This is a genomic window from Granulicella aggregans (genome assembly GCF_014203275.1).
In the GTDB taxonomy this organism is placed as follows: domain Bacteria; phylum Acidobacteriota; class Terriglobia; order Terriglobales; family Acidobacteriaceae; genus Edaphobacter.
Genome location: NZ_JACHIP010000001.1, coordinates 26,894 through 43,205 on the forward strand (window position 1 = coordinate 26,894; position 16,312 = coordinate 43,205).

15 protein-coding genes are annotated in these 16,312 nt (G+C 59.8%); 5 read left to right on the top strand and 10 right to left on the bottom strand.

Annotated elements, in window-relative coordinates; genetic code table 11:
- Window positions 1-46 precede the first annotated feature (46 nt).
- On the top strand, window positions 47-1,405 hold the full coding sequence (locus tag HDF16_RS00115) for a cytochrome c3 family protein (RefSeq protein ID WP_184212989.1): 1,359 nt from the start codon (window positions 47-49) through the stop codon (window positions 1,403-1,405).
- Window positions 1,406-1,657: 252 nt separating this feature from the next.
- Here HDF16_RS00115 and HDF16_RS00120 read toward each other — a convergent pair whose 3' ends face one another.
- Both HDF16_RS00120 and nuoI read right to left on the bottom strand, forming a co-directional pair.
- Window positions 1,658-2,263 (bottom strand): DUF4126 domain-containing protein, encoded by a 606-nt coding sequence (locus HDF16_RS00120; RefSeq protein WP_184214066.1) that lies wholly within the window; start codon window positions 2,261-2,263, stop codon window positions 1,658-1,660.
- A gap of 259 nt (window positions 2,264-2,522) precedes the next feature.
- Window positions 2,523-3,026 carry an NADH-quinone oxidoreductase subunit NuoI gene (nuoI, locus tag HDF16_RS00130; protein ID WP_184212993.1) on the bottom strand — a complete coding sequence of 168 codons (504 nt, stop codon included), beginning with the start codon at window positions 3,024-3,026 and terminating at the stop codon, window positions 2,523-2,525.
- Window positions 3,027-3,085: 59 nt separating this feature from the next.
- On the opposite strand from nuoI, the gene HDF16_RS00135 reads away from it, so the two are divergent.
- Together HDF16_RS00135 and HDF16_RS00140 are read left to right on the top strand one after the other, a co-directional pair.
- On the top strand, window positions 3,086-3,664 hold the full coding sequence (locus HDF16_RS00135; RefSeq protein ID WP_184212995.1) for a hypothetical protein: 579 nt from the start codon (window positions 3,086-3,088) through the stop codon (window positions 3,662-3,664).
- Between the two features lie 31 nt (window positions 3,665-3,695).
- Window positions 3,696-4,088: a hypothetical protein gene (locus HDF16_RS00140; RefSeq protein ID WP_184212997.1), complete on the top strand. Its 393-nt coding sequence runs from the start codon at window positions 3,696-3,698 to the stop codon at window positions 4,086-4,088.
- 18 nt (window positions 4,089-4,106) lie between these two features.
- On the opposite strand, the gene HDF16_RS00145 is transcribed toward HDF16_RS00140, so the two are convergent.
- Together HDF16_RS00145 and HDF16_RS00150 are read right to left on the bottom strand one after the other, a co-directional pair.
- A complete protein-coding gene (locus HDF16_RS00145; RefSeq protein WP_184212999.1) occupies window positions 4,107-4,883 on the bottom strand; it encodes an acyloxyacyl hydrolase in 777 nt (258 codons plus the stop codon).
- Window positions 4,880-6,478: a UbiD family decarboxylase gene (locus HDF16_RS00150; protein ID WP_184214067.1), complete on the bottom strand. Its 1,599-nt coding sequence runs from the start codon at window positions 6,476-6,478 to the stop codon at window positions 4,880-4,882. Before HDF16_RS00150 ends, HDF16_RS00145 begins: the two co-directional genes overlap by 4 nt.
- 225 nt (window positions 6,479-6,703) lie before the next feature.
- On the opposite strand from HDF16_RS00150, the gene HDF16_RS00155 reads away from it, so the two are divergent.
- Window positions 6,704-7,432: an energy transducer TonB gene (locus tag HDF16_RS00155; RefSeq protein ID WP_184213001.1), complete on the top strand. Its 729-nt coding sequence runs from the start codon at window positions 6,704-6,706 to the stop codon at window positions 7,430-7,432.
- Here the strand turns inward: HDF16_RS00155 and HDF16_RS00160 are convergent.
- From HDF16_RS00160 to HDF16_RS00175, 4 genes are all read right to left on the bottom strand, one after another.
- Complete coding sequence (locus tag HDF16_RS00160; RefSeq protein ID WP_184213003.1) at window positions 7,416-8,447, bottom strand: VTT domain-containing protein; 1,032 nt, start codon at window positions 8,445-8,447, stop codon at window positions 7,416-7,418. The genes HDF16_RS00155 and HDF16_RS00160 overlap by 17 nt on opposite strands.
- Before the next feature lie 158 nt (window positions 8,448-8,605).
- Window positions 8,606-9,199: a Dps family protein gene (locus HDF16_RS00165; RefSeq protein WP_184213005.1), complete on the bottom strand. Its 594-nt coding sequence runs from the start codon at window positions 9,197-9,199 to the stop codon at window positions 8,606-8,608.
- A 107-nt stretch (window positions 9,200-9,306) separates the two neighbouring features.
- The gene (locus tag HDF16_RS00170; protein ID WP_184213007.1) at window positions 9,307-10,578 is read right to left on the bottom strand and encodes an HlyD family secretion protein; all 1,272 of its coding nucleotides are present in this window, start codon (window positions 10,576-10,578) and stop codon (window positions 9,307-9,309) included.
- Window positions 10,575-12,086: a TolC family protein gene (locus tag HDF16_RS00175; protein ID WP_348641190.1), complete on the bottom strand. Its 1,512-nt coding sequence runs from the start codon at window positions 12,084-12,086 to the stop codon at window positions 10,575-10,577. Before HDF16_RS00175 ends, HDF16_RS00170 begins: the two co-directional genes overlap by 4 nt.
- Window positions 12,087-12,395: 309 nt before the next feature.
- Here HDF16_RS00175 and xylB point away from each other — a divergent pair, with 309 nt between their 5' ends.
- The gene (xylB, locus tag HDF16_RS00180; RefSeq protein WP_184213010.1) at window positions 12,396-13,868 is read left to right on the top strand and encodes a xylulokinase; all 1,473 of its coding nucleotides are present in this window, start codon (window positions 12,396-12,398) and stop codon (window positions 13,866-13,868) included.
- Window positions 13,869-13,934: 66 nt separating this feature from the next.
- On the opposite strand, the gene HDF16_RS00185 is transcribed toward xylB, so the two are convergent.
- Together HDF16_RS00185 and HDF16_RS00190 are read right to left on the bottom strand one after the other, a co-directional pair.
- Window positions 13,935-15,830: an ABC transporter ATP-binding protein gene (locus HDF16_RS00185; RefSeq protein ID WP_184213012.1), complete on the bottom strand. Its 1,896-nt coding sequence runs from the start codon at window positions 15,828-15,830 to the stop codon at window positions 13,935-13,937.
- 38 nt (window positions 15,831-15,868) lie between these two features.
- Entirely contained in the window at window positions 15,869-16,252 is a 384-nt protein-coding gene (locus HDF16_RS00190) for a hypothetical protein (RefSeq protein WP_184213014.1), read from the bottom strand.
- Window positions 16,253-16,312: the final 60 nt, after the last annotated feature.

Sequence of the window (16,312 nt, forward strand, 5' to 3'; positions counted from 1 at the left end):
CTGCTTCTCGCTGCCTTTAGCTGTCTCGAAGAAAGGAGGTCACCGCATGGCAATCCGCAAACGCACTACAAAACTGCTAGCCAAGCGGCACGACCTCAACTACTTCAAAAAAGGTTCTCCCATCCGCATGTGGCAGTGGCGGCTGGCCGGCGCTGCTCTCATCGCCGCCGTCGTCTGGATCATCGCCTCTTCCGTCCACAGCGCACAGGCCTTCTCCTCTGGTCCCATCTCCTCATCGCACGCCGTCTTCGGCCAGAAGTGCGAGACCTGCCACAAGCCCGTTATCGAAGGTGCGAGCTTCCTTCCCGTAGGATTCGGCTCCGCCCGCAAAGTGCCTGGCTCAGCCTGCGAGAGCTGTCACACCGTCGGCCTCCATCACGCGAACCAGACCGTCGCCTCCAAACAATGCAGCACCTGCCACGTCGAACACGTTGGAGCCATGCACCTCGCCGCCGCTCCCGTCACCGGCTGCACCCAGTGCCACGCCAATCTTGAAGTTAAGAACGTTCCCGCCACCGTCGCGACCAACATTGAAGGCTTCACCAAGGGCCACCCTGACTTCCGCGTCCTCCGCACCGCTTCACCGGAACTTCGCGACGCCGCATACGGACTGAAGTACAACCACGCCGTCCACCTGAAGAAAGATCTCACCGGCCCGAACAACACCAAGACGACGCTCCAGTGCTCCTACTGCCACCAGGTCGAAGATCCCGCCGGCAAGGACACCGCCCATTCCGGCCGCATGGCCAACGTCAGTTTCGAGCGTTCCTGCCAGTCCTGCCACTCGCTCGACTTCAGCACAAAAGTCAAAGAGCAGGCACCCCACGCCGAGGCCGCCAAGGCTCTCGAATTCGTCCGCGTGAAGATGGCCGAAGCCGCACCAGGAGACAAGGCCGCGCTGGTCAAAGCCGAGACCATCCTCTTTCGCCAGAAGTGCGCTCTCTGCCACACCGTCTCGAACGCCGGATCGCTCCCGGGCATGGTCGCCGCCGCACCCAACGCAGCCGCCCCAACCTTCTCCAACGCACGTCTGCTCAACGCGAGCCTCGAAACCTCCGCCCCCATCGAGACTCCGATGATCGCCCCGTCTCACGCCCCGCAGCGCTTCTTCTCCGCCGCGCTCTTCAGCCATACCGCGCATAACACCGTCCAGTGCGAAGAGTGCCACACCCCGGCGCTCACCAGCACCAGCGGCAAAGACAACCTGATGCCCAACATCGCCGTCTGCCAGAAGTGCCACGACGGCCAGAGCCGTCCCCAAGGCCCGGCTCTCTCATCAGGCCATGCCGAAAGCGGCTGCAGCCTCTGCCACGAGTACCACGAGACCCTCAAGGCCGAACTACGCACAGGCACTAACGACGGCCATCAGCCCAGCTTCCGCATCGACCAGCTCAGCAGCAAGTAATCGTCGCCCATAATAGAAATGGCCTCTCCCATGGAGAGGCCATTTCCATTCCCTACTATTTCAAACTAGACTCGCCCTGATGACTACCAGGTCACCGGGTGAAACGACACCAGCAGCGTAAGAAAGATCAATCCAAACGCGATCACGAATGCCTGCCAGTAGTTCTCCCACCACGGGGTGGACTTGTGCGAAGACTCCATCTCGAAATTCTCCCTTCCAACACTCAAATGCTACCGTACATCCCGCCTTTGCTCAATGTGCTGTGCGCCGTCGAACCAACCTGCGCACACCGCCTCGGGCCAGCCGGTATCCCCACCACATCAGTCCAATCCCACCAACCGCCAGCGCAATCACAACCGCCGCGCCGGTCATCGGATGATGCACCGCCACCCAGCTCAAACCCACCGCTCCCGCATCCTCCGCCGTGCTTAGCGCGATGTTGGATACTGGCTCCGGGCTCGGAGTCACCGCTACACGCGCCGCGGACTTCGATCCATGCGCAATCGCAGCAAACCCCGCGCCCATGCACGTAGCCAGCACATGCGCCGCTGGAGGCAACTGCGACCCCGCCGCATAGGCCATCAGAGCTGCCACTGGAATACGCACAAACGTGTGCAGCGCATTCCAGATCAGGTCGAACCCTGGAATCTTGTCCGCAACGACCTCAATCGCGAATAGTACGCCGCTCGCCGAGAGTATCCACGTATTCGCCAGCAGCTCCAGGCCGACCGGCAGTTCGATCCAATGCAGCCGCGCCATCGCCCCGAGCGCAAGCGCTGTCGCATATACGTTCAGCCCGGCGGCAAACCCCGTTGCCACTACGAACGCGAGGATGTCGCCCTGCGAGAACTCAGGCATCTGCATATCGAGACCCTAGCACCAAGCCCGCCCACAACGGTACCGCCGCGCGAAGTGCTACTTCCAAAGTGCCATTGTTAGCCTCCATCGCGGAAGCCTATAACCGCCCCATGACCATGACGATCCTAAAATGCGTCGCCTGCGGCAAAACCATTCTGGTTCGCGATGAACCCAACGAGAAACGCCAAAAGACCTGCACCTGCAGCGCCTCGATGGTCGAACGCAACCGCCTCCGCCCCGCCTGCTAAATCGCGTCGCTTTAAGCGAGCGTCTCCGCCACGTCACTCTGTGAGCCGATCGCACCTGGAGCCATCTGGACCTGGACCAGCAGATCTTCCTTCCGCATCACCAGGTTCGTAGCATTCAACGTAGCAAGCTCAAATCCATGTCCGTGCGTGATCGCATCCGTCGGGCAGGCTTCCACACAATAGCCGCAGAAGATGCACCGGTTGTAGTCGATGTTGTAGACCTTCGCGTAGCGCTCCGCGCTTGAAATCCGCACCGTCTCGGTGTTCTCCGCCGCCTCGATGTAGATGCAATTTGAAGGACAGGCAGCCGCGCACAGGAAGCACGCCACGCACTTCTCGAGGCCATTCTCATCGCGCTGCAACTGGTGTTTGCCGCGGAAACGCTCCTGGAACTTCGCCCCGCGCATCGGTCCCTTGCCGTCCGGGTAGTTCTCGACCTCGGTCGGCTCGAACATCTGGCCGAAGGTGATGCTCATTCCCTTTGCGATAGCGGCGGCGTTCTTCAAGATAGACATAGCCCAAGTATAAACCGCACCCGCTCAGTCCTGTGCCGGTGCCAAGCTAAAATGGCACCATGAAAAACCTCTGCATCTTCCGCCTGCGGGACGCAACCGTAGCCCTGGCACTCATCGTCTCGCCGCTGCTCGCCTCCGCCCCCGCAATGGCGCAGGACGGCCCCGGCAACAAGCCCGAGATCATGGCGCCCATGCACGAGGCCAAACCAAAGGTGGCATCCACCAGCTTCACCGTCAGACTTGGCGACAAGAGCATCACCATCTCCCCTGCAGAGTTTGCCACGCTTCCGCACGAGACTGTAGCCGTCACCAACGGCCACACCAAGGCCGCCGAGACCTACACCGGCGTTACCATCGCGACACTCCTCGACAAGCTCGGCCTTCCCTTCACCAAGACTAACGAGCATACCCTGCTCAAGACCATTCTGGTCGCGGAAGGCACAGACGGCTACAAGGTCATTCTCTCTACCTATGAAACCCTGGCCACAATTCGCGGCAAAAAGGCCATCGTCGCCGACACCCTGGACGGCACCCATCTCGACAAAGATGGCGCCTTCAAGCTTGTCATCCCCGGCGACAGCCGCCCTCAGCGCTGGGTCCAGAATCTGAAGTCTCTGACCTTCAAAACAGTCGAGTAGATCGACGCACAAAGACTAGGAAAGCCCTCGCATGAAACTGTCGAACTCACGCATTCTCCTGTTTTTCAGCGCCCTCTTCATGGCTACGCTTGGCCTTATCGCAACCTTTGCCCCGGAGAAATTCCTTGGCCCAGGCGCAATCGGCTTTATGCCAACCCTGGTTGCACAGGTCGCCGGAGCTCTCTATCTGGGCTTCGCCATCCTTAACTGGATGGCAAAGGACAACGCTATCGGAGGCATCTACAGTCGACCCGTTGCCCTGGGGAACCTGCTTCACTTCTTCGCCGTCGCGATGGCCCTGGTACGTCTGGTCAGCGCCGGAGACCACCAGGGCATCCTGCTGATGATCACATTGATCTACGTAGTCTTTGCAGCCGGATTCGGTCTCCTCGTCTTCGGAAAGAGTCCAGTTCAGCTTCGATAACACCTGCACGGAAAATGCCTAACGCCCAAAGCTGTAGCTCAGCTTGAAGATCCCGCTGTCCACGCCCGGATTCGTATCGGCGGTGTAGCCATTCGAGTAATGCTGCAACTGGTACTCTAGCCGGACCGACCGCTTGGGCGCAAGGTAATACTCCAGCCCCGCGCCAAGCTCAAAGGCAAAGTTGAACGATCCGGCACCAGCTATCGGCAGCGGCTTCGTCGAGAAGATATATCCCTCCAGAGTGCTGAAGGTCGGCTGCAGCCGGTGCCGGGGACGAAAGTTCACTCGGAACCCGGCCGGCGACAGCCCTTGTGCGAAGTTCGTTTGCCTGCCGCACGTGGTGATGATCTCAGAGGCGTAGATGTACGGAGGTGGGACCGCCGGGGGACTAAATTTGACATCCCCGGGAACGCACCTGGCAGTCAGAGAAGGCGAATCCGTAAATGTCTGGGGCGGTATGGTCGACCCTCCGAATACCTCAGTAATTGTGAGTGTCTGCGTCGGAATGCTCTCCAGTATCACCGGGCGGAACTCCGCTGCATATGAAAAGACAAAGTAGCGCGTAGCGAAAAGCCGCCTTTGATACTGCACGCCCACAGCCCCCAGCTTGATGTTCTCCGACTGCCCCAGGATGATGTGGCTCGAATCGTTTGAGTACTCGGCCATCACGCCGAATTTGTTCTTCGCTCCGTAGATGTCCGGCCCGTCCGGCTTCACCTGCGCTTCAACTCCTTGTAGAGAAACTCCAAGACATAAAAACAAGACAGACCGCTTCAACAGCTCAGCTAGCGTCATTCAATCCCCAGTTTTTTCCAAATAGCGTCAATCTTAGACTTTACCTCCTTGTCCATGGTGAGCATCGGCGGCCACTCTCTGGTAAATCCTTCGGCGGCCCACTTCCGCGTCGCATCGATTCCCATCTTGCTCCCGTAGTTCGGCAGCCTTGAAGCATGGTCGAGCGAGTCCACCGGCCCCAGCGTGAACTGGATGTCGCGCTCCGGATCGATGTTGTTCGCCACCCGCAGCGTGACTTCCGCCACGTCCTGCACATCGCAGTCTTCGTCCACCACAATGACGCACTTGGTGAACATCGCCTGCCCCATGGCCCAGATACCGCTCATAACTTTTCTCGCCTGTCCGGCATAAGACTTTCTTATCGCCACAATCATCAGGTTGTGAAAGACGCCTTCAGCCGGAAGGTTTACATCCACGATCTCCGGCATGGTGAGTTGCATCAACGGCAGGAAGATCCGCTCCACCGCCTTACCCATCCAGGCGTCCTCCATCGGAGGCTTGCCCACCAGCGTCGCGGCCCACACCGGGTCCTTGCGATGCGTGATGCATGTGATGTGGAAGACCGGGTACTCATCCTGCATGGTGTAGAAGCCGGTGTGGTCGCCGAACGGTCCCTCAGTCCGCAGCTCGCCAAGCTCTACGTAACCCTCAAGAATGATCTCCGCGTGCGCAGGCACTTCGAGATCCACCGTCTCACACTTCACCAGTTCCACCGGCTTCTGCCGTAAGAAGCCCGCGATCAGGTACTCCTCGACATCCGGGGGAGCGGGTACGATCGCCGAAAACGTCGTCGCCGGATCGGTCCCGATCGCCACGGCGACCTCCATCCGTTCACCGCGAATCTTCGCCTGCGCCACCGAAGGAATACTACCGGTCGAAACCGCCGCGGCCGTTCCGCCTGCCGTCAACGCCATCAGGTCCACGCCCGCCGCCACATCTCCCGCAGCCGCGCGGAGACGCTCGCGCATATGCTCCGCTGCGACCTTCTGCCGCTGCCAGTGCATGCCGGTCGTCTGTCCGTCGTAGACCTGCATCCGGTACATGCCGACATTGCGCTTGCCGGACTTCGGATCTCTCGTCACGACGCAGGGCAGCGTGATGAAGCGACCACCATCCTGCGGCCACGTCTTGAGCACCGGAAAGCTCAATAGGTCGATCACGTCGCCGCGATCCGCCCGCTTGATCACCTGTTTGCACGCGGCATCGCGGCTGCTGATCACTTTGGGAAAGAAGCTACCTATTTCTGCCAGCATCGGGAGCATCTTCAACTTGTCGAGCATTCCCACCGGCATCACCGGCTTGATGAGGACTCGAATCCGCTCGGCGATCGCATCCAGCGAGTCAGTCTCGAGTGCCAATTTCATCCGGTCGAGGCTGCCGAACTGGTTCATCAGCACCCGCGCCCCGGGGTAGCCCTTCACATTCTCGAACAGCAGCGCCGGCCCACCCGCCTTCGCCGTTCCCTTGCCGAGCTTTGCCGTGCGGTCGGCGATCTCCGCCATCTCCAGGATCGGGTCCACCTCCACCTTGATCCGTTTCAGTTCCCCAGCCTTGTCGAGCCTCTTTATCCAGTCGCGCAGATCGTCGTAAGCCAATGCCATCTCCCGCCGCGCTATCGCCACGGCACAGACTCCATGTTACCCGCCGTCGCGGGCCGCACTGCGACCGGCCCCAAATCTCAGCACCAGACGTTCGCCCGTCGCAACTCAATCCGCTCCGGGAACCATCCACACCCCACAGGTGTCTAACTCAACAACGGACGCCTTCTCGCAGAGGCGCACCTGATCCGAACTCAAGCAGTTCTCTGGAGAGGTGCCTCAATGTTTGAAGACAGTCTCATGGAGTCGCAGAACCGTCTCTCGTCGCCGAATCAGCGCTGGACCACGATCGTCTCTTTCACCCTGCAATGCTCTCTTGTCGCAGCCGTAATCGCCCTGCCCCTACTGCATCCAGACGTCCTCACCTTCCACACCGACGCGCCCATCATCACTCTGCCGATCAAGCCGCCGATGCCTCGCGCTCCGCACATCGAAGCTACGCACTCCGCGAACACATCATCCACTCCAGCAGCGCCGCCAGCTTCAGGCACCCCAATCCCCAACGTGCGCAATCTCGGCCCGATCAACTCTACCGTCGACGATGCCCCACCATTCGCCAACATTGGCAGTATGACCGGCCCCGGCGAGTTCCCCGGTAGCATCGGCACATCCCCGACAGGCACCGGAACCAGAGTCTCCCTAGCCCCCGCGTCGACCGCTGGCCCCATCCACATCTCGCGCGGAGTCTCCGCCGGCCTGCTGCTCGCTCCCATCAGGCCGGTATACCCGCCCATCGCCATCAGCACCCGAACCGAAGGAGTCGTCGTGGTCGAGGCGATCATCTCGAAGGCGGGCCACATCGAAAGCGCCCACGCCACCAGCGGCCCGCCACTTCTCCGCAACGCGGCGCTCGAGGCGATTCGAAACGCCCGCTACTCACCTTATCTTTTGAATGGACAACCGACGGAGGTCGAGACGACCATCACGGTCAACTTTAAGCTGGCTGGTTGACCGTGGTCTCCGACTCAGTCAGAGCGATCTGCACCAGCGAAGCAGTCTCTGCTGGTGCAGTGTCATCGACATAGTCGATCAGAGGAAACCCGGCAACCTTCCACCCGTCGAAGCCGCCGCGCAGCGGTCGCACGCGATTGATTCCCATCCTGTGAAGCTGCATTGCTACCTTAGCGCTGGTCTCCTCGCTTGGACAGGTGCAGTACAAGATCACATCGCGGTCACGAGGAATTCGGTCGCTATGCAAAGCCAGCTCCGTCGGGCCAACGCGCACCGCCCCAGGCAGAACCCGAGGATCGGGCAGATAATCCAGCGGATGGCGGAGGTCAACGATAAATGGAGCAGGTTCGCCCATCTTCGCAGCCTCGTCGATCATCTCCATCAACTCACCAGGTTCCAGCCGCATCCTTTTCACGCTGGCAAGGAAGCGGCGCTGCTTCACGACGCGGACGGTGAAGAAGCCGAGCACCATCACGATGAACAAGGCACCCGCAAAGTGGCCCAGGATATGAAGAAACGGCGCGCTCTTCTTCGCGATGTCGCCGAAAAACCGGCCCGCCAGCAGATACGCCTCGGCCCAGATAATCGATCCAACAAGGTCGTAGAGCAGGAAACGTCCAAAAGGCATTCCGGTCTGCCCGGCAATTGGCGCAGCGACGGTCGAAAGTCCTGGAACGAACTTCGCGAAGAGGAGCGTCACCGGTCCGCGCTTCGTAAAGTATCCCTCGGTTTTGGTCACGCAGGTGGAAGCCTCCAGCGAGAACCGGCAAAGTAGCTTCAGCACACGATTCCCATAGCTCCGTCCCAGCAGGTACCACATGCTGTCTGAGACCATGCAGGCAGCCAGCACGCACAGCAACGCTATGAACGCGCTCAGTTTGTGAGTTGCAGAGAGGGTTCCCGCCGTCAGGAGCAGAGGTATGCTCGGAATCGGAACGCCGAACTGCTCCACCAGCACCCATACGAAGAGGATGAGGTAAGCGTATTTAACGAATAATCCGAGCGCAATGGGCATGGCCTGATAACCAGTAGATGTCTCACTTTACCGCTTCGATTCGGCCACGTAAATGCCAAAGCAAACGGGCCGGAGAAATTGCCTCCGGCCCCTAAGTTTACTCTTGTCAGCCTTCGACGAGGTCGGAGGATCTGCTTTTCGCTCTTACGAGGCTGCCGTTACTTCAAAATCAGGGGCATCTCCACCAGATGCTGCCCGATAAACCACGACTGAAGCTCGTTCGCCCGTAAAATGTCGCTCACCACCATGTCGTTCGTGCCATCGTCGCCGGCGTCATCCGCTGCCTCGGCAATATCGTGGCACTCTTGCATGATGTGCTTGTGGGCTTCAAGCAGACGCGAAATCTGCACCGGAACCTCTTCGCGTCCCTTTGGGGGGGCCGGAATATGCGAGAGTTGTGCCACGTCGCCGCCCATCGCAATGCTCACTCCGCCGAGAATCTGGATGCGCTCGGCAATCGTGTCCACTAATTCCACCTGCTCGTCAAAGTGTTTATCAAACAGCAGATGGAGCTGGTAGAAGGTCGGCCCCGAAACCTGCCAGTGGTGTTTCTTGTACATGTCCCGCAACGTGATCGAGTCTGCAAGTAGCTGGTTCAGCTTCCCCACCATCTTTTCGCGGACAGATGCCGTCAAAAAGTGGGGCATGTCGACAATCACAGTCCCAAACTTCTGTATCTCTTGTGCCTTTGCATGCCAGCGCGGCGCATCATTCGCCGGAGCAGACTTCAATCCCTTGCTTCCCTTTGCCATTCGAAACACCTCTTTCGCGTTCAGATGCGAGGAGGCCGGGTGCGGTTTCCCGTATCCCGGCCTCTCTCGCCTGCAAACAATATATGCCGCCTGATGCTATCTGAACGTTATTGCTTCACGGTCACAATCGGGGTCACCGAGAACCCCGGCCGAAGCTTGAAGTCCCCGTTCTCCTTGTCCAGGTTCGTGAAGTCAATCCGCACCGGAATCCGCTGAACCACCTTCACATAGTTGCCCGTTGCATTCTCCGGAGGGAACAGGCTTAAGCGCGAACCGGTCGCTCCGCCAACTTGCGTCACCTTGCCCGAGAACTTGCGGCCACCAAGCGCGTCAACCTCCAGCTTGACTTCCTGTCCAACTTGCATCTTGTCGAGCTGCGTCTCCTTGAAGTTCGCCGTGACCCATAGGTTCGTGACCGGCACCACCGTCAGCAGATCCTGTCCGATGCTCACATTGACGCCTACATCGACGTTCTTCTTGCTCACGATGCCCGCCACGGGCGCGATGATATGGCAGTATCCAAGGTTCAGCCGAGCCTGCTCCAGCTTCGCCTGCGCCTGCTTCACACTTGCCAACATCGATTGCGCCTTAGCCTCCTGCGCTTTCACCTGCTGCGGCCCGTTCTTCGCTGCCTGCTGCGCCTGGAATCGTGACTGCGCGACCTTCTGCTGCGCCTGGCGTACCGCTTCCTGCGAAGCAATTACGTCCGCCTGGGACCCGAGCACGGCCGCGGTGTCCGCATTCGCCGTGGCTACAGCCTGATCGTACTGCTGCTTCGAGATCACGTCCTTCTGCACCAGTGGCGTGTACCGCTCCACGTCGAGCTGCGCCTTCAGCGCATTCGCCTTGGCCTGAACCACGCGAGCATCAGCGGCCTCCTTCTGCTTCTCCGCCTGCGCAACTGCGGCCGACGAAGCCGTCACATCCGACCCTGATGTACTGATCGACGTTGAAGACGTCACGCTCGTGATCGGCACATTTACGTGCGCCTGCTCGTAGTCGGCCTCAGCGCTCGCGAGGTTCGCCTGCGCTTGGTCGAACGCGACCTGATAGTCCTTCGGATCGATGTCCGCGATCGCCTGGCCTGCCTGCACGGTCTGATTGTCCTGCACGTAGACCTTGACTACCTGTCCGGTCACACGCGAGCTAACCTCGTACAGATCGCCATCCACCTGCGCGTCGTCCGTGTCCTCTGAAAACGTGGAGTGCCAGTAGAATAGCCCGCCGCCGATGACCAGAAGGATCAGCACCGCGATCACAATAAACTTGCGCCGCGACTTCTTCTCCGGCGTCTCCGGCGGAGCCTGGTTCTGGTCTTTATTCTGGTCCTGATTCTGATTCTGATTCTGCGTTTGATTCTCTTGATCTGCCAAGGTCATTTCCCTCCGAGATAATCCTTGTAACTTGTCTGCGCGACGCCCAGCGCCCGCGCCAGTGAAAGCTTGGCAACGTTGTGCTGGTAGAGCGCGCTAATGTATTGATCGTTGGCCTGTTCAAACTGGCTCTGAGCCTGCGATACCGGCAGATTGTCCGAGATGCCTTCATGGAATCGCTGCTGCGCCTCGTTCAGCGCCTCGGTCGCGAGATCGACATTCGACTTCGTCGCCTCAACCAGCTTAGCCGCTGCCTCAATATCCAGAATGCTCGAACGAATGTCCTGGTTGACCTGCTGAACCTGATCGGACAGCTTCGCTTGTGCCTGCGTATAGGCAGCGCCCGCCACCTGCTCATCGCCGCGTGTCTTGGCGATCTGCAGAATCGGGGCCGTCACTTCGCCGGTCGCCGAGTACACGCCGTGCGAGTGACCCAGCGTCGTTCCCTGGTCGCCGAAGAAACCATTCACGTCCGCAGTCGGCAACTGCTGCTCCCATGCTGCCTTCTTCTGCGCTTCGGCAGCCTTCACCGACTCGTCAAGCGACTTCAGGTCCTTGCGGTTCTTGAGCGCTGAATCGAAAGCCGTCTTCGGGTCAACGTGGTCCATCGCCGCATAGGGGGCAGAGTCGGTCAACGCAAACTTCTGGTCAAGAGGCAGACCGATCGTCCGGGCCAGAGCCAGCTTGTCCTTCGCCAACTGGTTCTCAGTCGAGATCAGGCTCTGCTGTTCATTCTGATAGTCCACCTGCGCACGAAGCACGTCGAGCTTCGGGCTTGTCCCCGCGTCGTGCGCGGAGACCGCCTGATCGAGCGAAACCTTCGATGTCGCCATCTCGGCCTTCACCGCTTCGACCCGAGCCGCATCCGCGACACACAGCAAGTAGGCATTGCCGACCGTCAAGACCACCATGTCCCGCGCATCTTCCGCAGAGAACTTCGCGCTCTTGAAGTTGTGCTTCGCCTGAAGATAGTTCTGCAGAGCGGGCAGATTGAACAGCGTCTGCGAGAGCGATGCCTGAAAGTCCTCAACCTGGAACGGTCCAACGATCTGCTTCAATCCCGGAAAGCTGATTCCATAGGCGGCAAGGTTCACCTGCTCTACCGTGTAGCTGCCTGTCCCCGTCACTGTCGGCAGCAGCGCCTGCAACTGCTCCAGCCTCTGCCCATTCGCATTCAGCGTCGAGGAGCTCTGCAAGATGATGCCAAGGTTGGTGCGTAGACCGCGCTGCATCGCGTCGTCAATCGTCAGATCGATCACGCCGTCTGTCGCGACTCCGCTGACCACACTTCCCTTGAAAGAGTCGGAGGTGACCTGGCCGCTCGAGCCGCCGGACACACTTCCCGTCGTCAATTGCTGCTGGGCCTGATTCACCTGCGCTGTGCTCAGCCCGGAGCTGGAACCCGAGGTAGATCCCGGACCTCCCGCCGCCTGGCCGTACGCCGCGGTGCCGGTCGCCATCACCGCCAGAAGGCCCCATGTCGCACTCTTCACGGCAAGCGGCGTTCGCGCCACTTCTACATTTCTTCTTAAACCCATATTCGGTATCGTAACCTGCACTCGCTGCTTCAAGTCTGAGGACCTGAATTTCGGAACCTTACCGGCCCACCTGGTGACCGGCCGCTGCCGGACCATCGTTCCAGATCGTCAATACTCGATTCGATGCAGTTAAGGTGCATGAGTGTGCAAAAAAGACGATCACTGATCGAGGGACGCCCGTTAGACCATGTCGGTCGAATACCGGCATCGCGATTTCTTTCTCTCTTCTCGCATAACTAAACGATTTACTATTGGCATTCAGAATTTTTCAGGGAGAAGTTGGTCATGTTACTGGGCATTGACGTTGGCACCGGCGGCACCCGCGCCGTATTGATCGATCGGGCAGGCACAGTCGTCGCGTCCCACAGCACTGAGCACGCTCCTATCCACTCCGAACACATCGGCTGGGCCGAACAGCACCCCGACGACTGGTGGCGTGCCGTCCAGGCTGCCATCTCCGGAGCCATCGCAGCCAGCGGCCAACCCGGCTCCGCTATCGAAGCCGTCGGACTCACCGGACAGATGCACGGCTGCGTCATGCTCGACGCCAGCGGCAGCGTTATTCGCCCCGCCCTCATTTGGTGCGACCAGCGCACCCAGCCGCAATGCGACTGGCTCACCGAGACCATCGGCTACGCCCGCTTGATCGAACTCACGGCCAACCCCGCGCTGCCGAACTTCACCCTGACCAAACTCCTGTGGGTCCGCGAGCACGATCCCGAGAGCTTTGCGAAGATCGCCCATGTCCTCTGCCCCAAGGACTACATCCGCTACAAGCTCACCGGCGAGTTCGCCATGGACATGCAAGAGGCCTCCGGTACCCTATTGCTCGATGTCGCGAATCGACGCTGGTCGGAGGAGGTAGCAGGCATTTCTGGTATTCCCATGTCCTGGCTGCCTCCGCTCTTCGAGGGCCCCGAGATCTGCGCCCGCATCTCAAACGACGGAGCGAGTGTAACTGGCCTCGTGGTCGGAACTCCAGTAGCGGCAGGAGCAGGCGATCAAGGCGCAGGTGCCGTCGGCATGGGCATCCTCAAGCCCGGATCGGTCTCTGCCACCATCGGTACCTCGGGCGTCGTCTTCGCATCGACCGACAAGCCCACCATGGATCGCCTCGGACGCCTGCACACCTTCTGCCACGCCGCTCCAGGCCTATGGCACGTCATGGGAGTAACTAACGGAGCGGGATTGAGCCTCCGCTACTTCCGCGACACCTTCGCGGCAACGGCCAGCTACGATGAGCTATCCGCCGAGGCAGCACTCGTTTCGCCTGGAAGCGACGGCCTGTTCTGGACGCCTTACCTCTTCGGCGAGCGCACCCCGCACCTCGACGCCACCGCCCGCGCCGCATTCGTCGGCATCACTGCCTCGACCACCCGCGCCCACTTTGTCCGTGCGGTGCTGGAAGGCGTCGCCTTTTCGTTGAAGGACACGTTCACCTTGTTTTCAGAACTCGGCATCCCGGTCACCGCTATCCGTCTCGGCGGCGGCGGCGCCCGTGGCCCGCTCTGGCGACAGATTCAGGCCGACGTCTACGGCCATCCCGTCGATCTGCTCGAAGCGGAAGAAGGTGGAGCCTTCGGAGCGGCATTGTTAGCCGGAACCGGAATTGGCGCGTGGCCCTCGGTCGAAGCCGCATGTGAAGCCACTATTCGTATTGCCCAGACGATCCAGCCGAAGTCCGCCGAAGCTATGCAAGCCGCCTACGCCGAGTACATCAAAATCTACCCTGCTCTGAAATACATCGGCCGAGCGTAACCGGGTGCCCCACCCGTCGCAGTTTCACCGTGATGGGTGGGGTTTCGAGCGGAGTTCGAGCGCTTCCTAAGCCGTGACTGCCTCGACCTTGTCTCCCTCACCCGGCGCAAGGAAGAGGTTCGCCTCCAACCCATGCTGCCGCGTGTAAAGGTCATAGTACCGCCCGCCCAGCTTATAGAGCTCGTCGTGCGTCCCGCGCTCGAGAATCTTTCCCCGCTCAATGACAAGAATCTGATCGGCCTTCCGAATCGTCGACAACCGGTGCGCGATCACGAACGTCGTCCTTCCCTTCATCAGGAAGTTCAGCCCATTCTGGATCATCGCCTCCGACTCCGAGTCCAGCGAACTCGTTGCCTCATCCAGAATCAGAATTCGCGGGTCAGCCAAAATCGCGCGCGCAATCGAAATCCTCTGTCTTTGCCCACCCGAGAGCTTCACGCCGCGTTCGCCAACGATCGTCTCGTAAGCCTCCGGAAAGCGCTCCGCGAACTCGTCCACGCGAGCGATCCGGCAAGCTTCCATCAACTGCTCATGCGTCGCGCTTGGACGGCTGAAGAGCACGTTTTCACGAATCGTTCCATCGAAAAGAAACGTCTCCTGCAGCACCACGCCAAGCTGCTCACGATAGCTGCTCAACCGTGCCGTCGCCAGGTCCACGCCATCAACGAAGATTGCTCCGCCGGTGGCCGTATGGAATCCGCAGATGAGACTGATGATCGTCGACTTACCCGATCCCGACGATCCAACCAGCGCCGTCACGGTCCCCGGCTTCGAATCGAAGCTGATGCCATGTAGGACCGGCTTGTCCTTCTCATACTCGAAGAAGACGTTATCGAAGGCGACATCGCCCTTGATCTCCGGCAGCGCAATGCTGCGGCTCGGCTCGCTGTCCTCCTGCATCTCGTTCATGATCTCGGTCGTGCGATCAAGCCCCGCAAGCGCTTCGGTCAACTGAGTCCCAATCGAAACCAGCTGCACAATTGGCGCGATCATGAACGCCAGCAGCATCGTGTACTCAACGTAGTCGCCGACACTCAACCGTCCAGCAACATGCTCATGCGCGCCGAGGAACATGATGATGCCGCCCACCACGCCCAGCACCATCGTCGAAGACAGCGTCATCAACGACTGCGCCGTCAGCGAACTGATGACGTTCTCCAGCAACCGCGTCACGCCCTTCGCGAAGACATTCGCCTCGCTCTCCTCTGCGTGATATCCTTTCACCACGCGCACACCGCCGAGCGACTCCGTAAGCCGCCCCGTCACCTCGGCATTAATCTTCGCGCGCTCGCGGAATATCGGGCGAATTGTCTTGAACGCCCGCTGAAGAATCACGCCAAACACCAGCAAAATGACGAAGGTCAAAAGCGTCATCCGCGGGTTGATCTTGATCAGGATGGCGAACGCGATAACAGCGGTCAGAATGCCACCCGCAAAGTCAAGCAACCCCGTCCCCACCAGGTTACGCACGCCTTCGACATCCGTCATGATGCGCGCAACAAGCGTTCCCGTGCGGTTCTCGTCATAGAACGCTACCGGCAGCCGCCCGATGTGTTGCTGAACTTGCTTGCGCAGATCGGAGATCAGCCGCTGGCCTTCCGTCGACAACAGCTGCGTCAGCGAGTACGAGCTCACACCCTGCAGAAACGTCGCTCCTGCTACCGCACCAATGATGATGGGCAGCTTCTTCATATTGCCGCCGTACATGACGTCATTGATGAGAAACTTCGCCGAAACCGGCAGCACGAAGCTGCAAAGCCGGTTCACCAGCATCAGCAAAAAGCTGCCGCTGATCAGCCAAAGCCGAGGCTTCACCAGCTTCCAGACTTCGGGCATCACCTTCTTCAACGGCGGCTTCGGCCTCTTCGCCGAAAGCTCCGCAACCGTCGCTCGACCTGCCCCACGCAAAGGTTTATCGCCACTGGGCATCGCTGAGCCCCCAAGTTTTGTGCTCGTAGACATATGACTCGATTCTACGCCGGGGCCTCAGCAAGACGCTCCTAGACCAGCCGCGCCCGCCTTGCCGCGATAAACGACCGTACGCACAGCAGCACGTATACCAGGCAAATCGTTCCCATGATCGCCTGCACCTTCGCCGCTTCGGGTCGCAAAATGCTATGCCCGGAAGCCATCTGCAGCACGCCAAGAATCCCCGGAATCGTCCCTAGAAATCCCAGCAGCCCCACCGTGACCGCGATGTGCATGAACAGCATCCGCTTCTTCGCCACGGGAGTGTTCGCCAGCGCGCCAAAGATCACCAGCAGCAGCCCAAAAGCTCCGGGGATCAGCGAATGAATCCCATGGGAGTGCTGCCCCAACTGCGTGTAAGCCACGGCACTCAACAAGATCAGCACAACACCAAATCCAATCGTCAACTTCGCCATTACCCTTGACTCCTCTAAAACCCCTTACGTTGAAACTCTGTGCCCCATTCACCGCAGCAT